Origin of the sequence: Flavobacterium tructae, from assembly GCF_001853485.1 — a bacterium.
Taxonomy (GTDB): domain Bacteria; phylum Bacteroidota; class Bacteroidia; order Flavobacteriales; family Flavobacteriaceae; genus Flavobacterium; species Flavobacterium tructae.
Genome location: NZ_MIKE01000012.1, coordinates 1 through 7,335 on the forward strand (window position 1 = coordinate 1; position 7,335 = coordinate 7,335).

At 38.0% G+C, this 7,335-nt stretch carries 2 protein-coding genes; both read right to left on the reverse strand.

Going from position 1 to position 7,335, the window contains the following annotated elements:
• Positions 1-3,747, reverse strand: a 3,747-nt coding sequence (locus BHE19_RS07640) for a non-ribosomal peptide synthetase (RefSeq protein ID WP_165607913.1), incomplete at its 3' end; no start/stop codon positions are given.
• 13 nt (positions 3,748-3,760) lie between these two features.
• Positions 3,761-7,335 (reverse strand): non-ribosomal peptide synthetase (locus tag BHE19_RS07645; RefSeq protein ID WP_124020459.1); only part of this gene is annotated, 3,575 nt, incomplete at its 5' end.

The window sequence follows — 7,335 nt, forward strand, 5'->3', positions numbered from 1 at the left end:
GGCCAAAACATATTTCTGATTCTCTAAGGTGTATAAACACGCGCGCAGTTTATAGTCTTTAGATAAATCAAAAGGTTTATGGGCATAGTGGGCGATATGATTTTTTAATACTAATTCATCCGATACCATCTCCGTATCCAGTGACCAGCCTTCTGCACTGATGATTTGCTGATAACCGATACCTTCTTCTGATAAAAGCATGCTGCGTAAGACTTCATGGCGCGAAACAATACCATGAAGAGTTTGTTCCAACAGCGATATATCTAAGGCCCCTTCCAAACTCAAAACTATAGGGATATGGTATTCGGTACTGCCTTGAAGTTGATCCAAAAACCATAATCGTTCCTGACTAAACGATAAAGGAATACGAGCCGGACGTTCTTCTGCAACAATACCTGGTAATAAAACCACTCCAGACTGTGCCGCTATATGGGCTGCTAAGTCTGAGATTGTGGCATGTTCAAATACTTCGCGGATGGATACTTCTATTATTAACTCCTTACGGATCATTGAAACTAAACGCGTAGCGAGCAAACTGTGACCTCCGAGTTCGAAAAAGTTATCATGAATCCCTATTTGTTCTACACCTAACAGGTTTTGCCAGATTGCTGCCAACTGCTCTTCTGTTTCATTGCGCGGAGCGACGTATTCGGTACTCGATAAGTCTGAACCATCCGGATCCGGCAATGCTTTTTTATCCAGCTTTCCGTTACTGGTGAGCGGCATTTTTTCTAAAGTCACCCACAATTGAGGAACCATGTATTCCGGCAGACTTAATTTTAATTGGTTTTGTAGTCTGTCTTTGTCTAATGCTGCTTCTAAAACTACATAACCTACCAGACGTTTATTGCCTGCTGTATCTTCTTTGGCCAGAACACAACATTGGTTTACGCCCGCTAAAGAAGACAAGACGTTTTCGATCTCCCCTAATTCTATTCGATAGCCGCGAATCTTAACCTGATCGTCTTTTCTGCCAATGTATTCTATGTTGCCATCCGGAAGCCAACGCGCTAAATCGCCTGTCTTATAAATTCGCTCTCCCTCTTTAAATGGATTTGCTATAAATTTTTCCTTTGTTAATTCTTCCTTGTTCAAATATCCTCGGGCGACCTGAGCTCCTCCAATACACAATTCGCCAATTACGCCTATTGGTACTAATTGATTTTGATGATCTAAAACATATAAGCTGGTATTGGCTACCGGTTTTCCAATTAAAACCTGAGATAAGACATCTTCCAGAGGTACTTCCCATGAACTCACATCAATTGCAGCTTCTGTAGGACCGTATAAGTTATCTAATCGAACATTCCTGAATTTTTCCTTAAATAAGAGGACCTGATCTACTTGTAAAGCCTCTCCACTGCACAGAACCTGTTTTAACGATTTACAGTCTCCTAAGTTAATATCTTCTAAGAAAACCCTCAGCATCGAAGGAACAAAATGGATTGTCGTGATGTTTTCCTTTTCTATAATATGCTTTAAATATTCAACATCTTTGTGCCCTTCGGGTTTGGCAAAAACCAATCGTGCTCCACAGCTAATAGCCCATAAAAATTCCCATACCGATACATCAAAACTAAAAGAGGTTTTCTGTAGAATTGCATCATCACTCTTAAGCTGATAATGGGATTGTGTCCATAATAGACGATTCACAATACCACTATGTTCATTCATCACTCCCTTAGGTGTACCGGTACTTCCTGAGGTATATATCACATATGCTAAATTAGAGGCCGTCAGTACAGTACTAAGCGCTGTTGTTGGATACCCTGAGATAAGTTCCCAATCTTTATCCAGACACAAAACGGATAGTTCTTTATTGATAACATTACAACTGGTTTGACTGCTTACAACCAAATCAATACCCGCATCTTTAAGCATATAAGCGATACGATCTGCCGGGTATTCCGGATCAATAGGAACATAAGCGCCTCCTGATTTTAAGATCCCAAGGATACCAATTAGCATTTCTAAACTGCGCTCCAGACAGATCCCTACAAGAGCATCGGGTTTTACACCCTGCTCGCGTAAATAGTGTGCCAACTGATTGGAACGTTGGTCTAATTCTTTGTAGGTTAGTTCTTCATCTTCATAAACAACTGCAACAGCATTAGGTGTTTGTTTAACCTGCTCTTTGAATAAATCAACAATTGTTTTATCTGATGGATAGGCTGCAGCTGTGTTATTGAAAACATTCAATAATTGATGCTCTTCTGCCTGGGTAAGCATCGACAGATTGCTGATTGGCTCAGTGATGTTCTCTGTAATACTTTGTAATAATTCCTGATAATGCAGCAGCATACTCTCGATTGTAGCCTTATCAAATAAAGCTGTACAATAGTTTAAGACTAATGAAATACCATTGTTATTTTCTGATGCACTAAATGTCAAATCAAACTTAGAACTAACCGTATCAAACTCATATTCAGAAATAATGATATCATGTAATTCGCTCTCTTTTTGGACTTGATTATCTCCTTCATTTTGTAATACAAACATCACCTGAAACAACGGACTCATGCTCCTATCACGGCTTGTAACCACACGATCTACCACCTTCTCAAATGGGGTTAATTGACGGTCGTAACCTTCAAGAGTTGTTTGTTTTATTCTTGACAACACATCCTTAAAACTCGGATCGCCGCTCAAATCACTGCGAAGCGCCAGAGTATTGACAAAAAAGCCAATCATTCCTTCTAATTCTGCTTGCGTTCGATTTGCAATTGGTGTTCCAACACAAATGTCTTCCTGACCGCTGTAACGCGACAACAAGATCTTAAAGGCTGATAGTAAAAGCATAAACAAGGTTACTCCCTCCTCTTTACAGATAGCATTTAATGAAGTTTTAAGCTTCTGGTCTAAGGCTAAAGAGACAGCTGCTCCCGCATTGCTAGGAACCGAAGGACGGGGATAATCTGTTGGTAAGGACAAAGTGCTTACGCCACTTAGTTTGGATTCCCAGTATGACAACTGATCCTCTAAAACTGCTCCTTCTAAATAGTTGCGCTGCCAAATCGCATAATCGGCATATTGTAAACTAAGCTTAGGCAGAACTACTTCACGGCCAGATTCAAGAGAACTGTACAGTTCCATAAACTCATTCACCAAAATTCCCTCCGACCAGCCATCACTGGCGATATGATGGAAAACACAAGCCAGCACATATTTCTGATTCCCTAAAGTGTATAAACACGCTCGCAGTTTATAGTCTTTCGATAAATCAAAAGGTTGGTTGAGATAGTCGGCGATCTGATTTTTTAATAATTCATCCGATATGATCTCTGTATCCAGTGACCAGCCTTCTGCATTGATGATTTGCTGATAACCGATGCCTTCTTCTGATAAAAGCATGCTGCGTAAGACCTCATGACGCGAAACAATGGTCTGTAATGCTTCTTCTAAAATTGAAATACTTACTGTTCCATCTAAATGCAGTACAATGGGCATATTATATTCTGCACTACCGCCAAACTGATCCAAAAACCATAAACGCTCCTGACTAAACGATAGTGGAATTTTAGTAAAAGTATTCCTGTTGTAAGGAGTAATCTTTTTTAATAATTCTTCTGTTGTATTTTCATCCTGATACTTTTTTAGATATTGAATAATTAATTCCTTACTATTTTTTATCTCCAAAAGTATGGCCGGATCTATGTTGGTATTTGATTTAACACTTAATAAATCACCGTTTAATACTAATTTTATTCCTTCTTTATTTAATCTTTCAAAAAAACTTGAAAATTCCATGTGCATTATTAAATTATAATTCAATGTTTATACTATAATCATTTTTAGTATCAGTAGAGTTGACTAGTTTATAAATGATATATGATGCTAACTCTTCTACAGTATTAAATCTGAAAATGTTTCGAATAGATACTTCTATTAATAGTTCTCTACGAATCATAGACACTAAGCGGGTTGCCAATAAACTATGCCCTCCCAATTCAAAAAAGTTATCATGAATTCCTACCTTATCAATCCCTAATAATTCTTGCCAGATTTCTGCTAACTGCGCTTCCGTTTCGTTGCGTGGTGCTACATATTCTTTATTTGATAATTCTGACCCATCCAGATTTGGTAATGACTTTTTATCCAGCTTTCCATTACTGGTTAATGGCATTGCCTCTAAAGTCACCCACAATTGGGGAACCATATATTCCGGTAAACTTATCTTTAATTGTTCTTGTAATACTTCTTTATCGAAATTTCCTTCAGGTACAACATAACCAACCAGACGCTTGCTACCGCCTGAATCTTCCTTAGCCAATACACAACATTGTGCTACTCCCGGTAAAGAAGACAAGACGTTTTCAATCTCGCCCAATTCTATACGATAACCTCTAATCTTAACCTGGTCGTCTTTTCTTCCTACAAGTTCAATACTACCATCAGGTAACCAACGTGCCAAATCGCCTGTTCTATAAACTCGTTCTCCCTCTTTATACAAATTCGATATAAACTTCTCATTTGTTAATTCTTCTCGGTTTAAATACCCTCTTGCTACCTGAACGCCTCCTATACACAATTCTCCAATTACTCCTAATGGCACTATCTTATCATAATTATCAACTATGTATATCTTAACATTATCTATCGCTCTACCTATGTTTACTTTTTGAAAACGATTTAATCTTTGAGCTGTAACCCAAATAGTAGCCTCTGTTGGACCATATAGATTCCAAACAAAATTGCTTATAGTAGTAAGGCTATCCTTTAAAGATTCCTTAATAGCTTCTCCTCCGGTTAAAATTGTAACTCCTTCTTTATTGTCCCAGTCATTATCAATAAGCATTTGCCAGGTTGATGGTGTCGCCTGCATAAAATCAGGGCGGTAATCCGCTATAAAAGATTGAAGTTTATCTGCATCTTTTATGGATATGCTATCTAACATGATAACTTTAGCTCCTAATAATAAAGGAGTGAAAAATTCTAAATAAAAAATATCAAAAGTGTATGTTGTCACTGACAGAAATGATTTTAAATCACTCATTCCTAAACCATTAATCATACTCAACAAGAAATTAACTAAACTGGTATGAACAACAGGAACTCCTTTAGGAACACCTGTACTTCCCGAGGTGTAAATAACATATGCCAAATTAGAAGGCGATAACAGAGGACTCAATTCTCTTTTTGAGCAGTTTGAGATAAGATCCCAATCACTGTCTAAAGATAAAACTGACAAACCTTCACGTTTATCTATAACTGCACGGCTTAACTCACTGCTTAACACCAAATCAATACCAGCATCTGTAAGCATGTAATTTAAACGATCTCTTGGAAAATCCGGATCGATGGGAACATAAGCGCCTCCTGATTTTAAGATTCCTAGAATACCAATTAACATCTCTAAACTACGTTCCAAACAAATACCAACAAGAGCATCTGGTTTAACTCCTTTCTCTTGTAAATAATGTCCCAACTTATTCGAACGTTGGTCTAATTCTTTATAACTTAGTTCCTCACCATTATAAACAACTGCAATAGCAGCTGGTGTTCGTTTAACCTGTTCAGTAAATAAATCAATTACAGTCCTATCTTTTGGATATGCGACATCAGTGTTATTAAAAACATCCAATAATTGATGTTCTTCTTCTTTGGTAAGCATCGACAGATTACCCAAAGACCTGGAAGTATCGGCTACGACGCTTTTTAACAACTCTTGATAATGCAACAGCATTCGATCGATTGTTGTCTTTTCGAACAAGGCAGTACTGTAATTTATGTTCAGTGAAATTCCTTCCTCTTCTTCTGAGACATTCAATGTCAAATCAAACTGCGTAGTAACCATATCAAACTCGTAATCTGATACCACAACCCCCTCTAAATCTAATTTTTTATTCGTTGCTGATGCATTCTGTACTATAAACATCACTTGGAACAAAGGGGTCATGCTCATATCCCGCGTAGTAACTACACGATCGACTACTTTCTCAAAAGGAACTAACTGATGGTCGTATCCCTCCAAAGTAGTCTGCTTGACCATTGCCAATAGCTCTCTAAAGCTAGGATCACCACTCAAATCACTTCGAAGTGCAAGCGTATTGACAAAAAAGCCTATCATACCCTCTAACTCCGATTGTGTACGGTTAGCTATAGGGGTTCCTACACAAACATCTTCCTGTCCTGTATATCGGAACAACAAAACCTTAAAAATGGACAAAAACAACATGAACAAGGTTACTCCCTCTTCTTTGCATACTGACTCCAATGAAGCGCTTAGTTCCTTATCCAGTATAAAAGAAACACTCGCTCCCACACTACTCTGCACAGAAGGACGTATATGATCTGTTGGTAACGATAAAGTACCAACACCTCTCAATTTCTCCTCCCAATACAACAACTGGTTCTCTAAAATAATTCCTTCTAAATACTTGCGCTGCCAGATCGCATAATCTGTGTACTGTAAACTAAGCTCTGGTAAAGCGGCCGTGTGACCAAACTGCAGAGCGTTGTACAATTCCATAAACTCATTGGTCAGGATTCCTCCTGACCAGCCATCACTGGCAATATGATGAAATACAATTGCTAAGACATATTGATTGTCTCCAAGATCATACAAACATGCTCGTAGCTTGTAATCTTTCGATAAATCAAAAGGACGCATCAGATAATCCCGTAGACTGCTTTCGGACATTGATCTGTCTTTTATTTCCAATTGATCCAATGACCAGTTTTTAGCGCTGATAATTTCCTGATAACCAATCCCTTCTTCTGAAAGAAGCATACTGCGTAAAACCTCATGACGGGAAACAATCTCCTGTAAGGTTTGCTTCAGTATCGATACTTCTAATACGCCTTCTAAACGAAGAACAATAGGGATGTGATATTCTGTACTGCCTTGCAACTGATCCAAAAACCATAATCGTTCCTGACTAAAGGATAAAGGAATGCGAACAGGACGATCCTCTACAATAATATTTGGCAATAAAACTCCTTCTGACTGGACGGATACATGAGCTGCTAATTCGGTGATTGTGGTATGTTCAAATATTTCCTTGATAGTAACTTCTATACATAACTTTTTTCGAATCATGGAAACCAAACGAGTAGCCAATAAACTATGACCCCCCAATTCAAAAAAATTATCATGAATTCCTACCTTATCAATCTCTAATAATTCTTTCCAGATGATAGCTAACTCCTCTTCCGTTTCGTTTCGCGGTGCTACATATGCTTTACTTGATAATTCTGAACTATCCGGATCTGGCAATGCTTTTTTATCCAGCTTACCATTAGTGGTTAATGGCATTACTTCTAAGGTCACCCACAATTGTGGAACCATATACTCAGGTAAACTTAGCTTTAATTGGTTTTGTACTATTTCTTTAT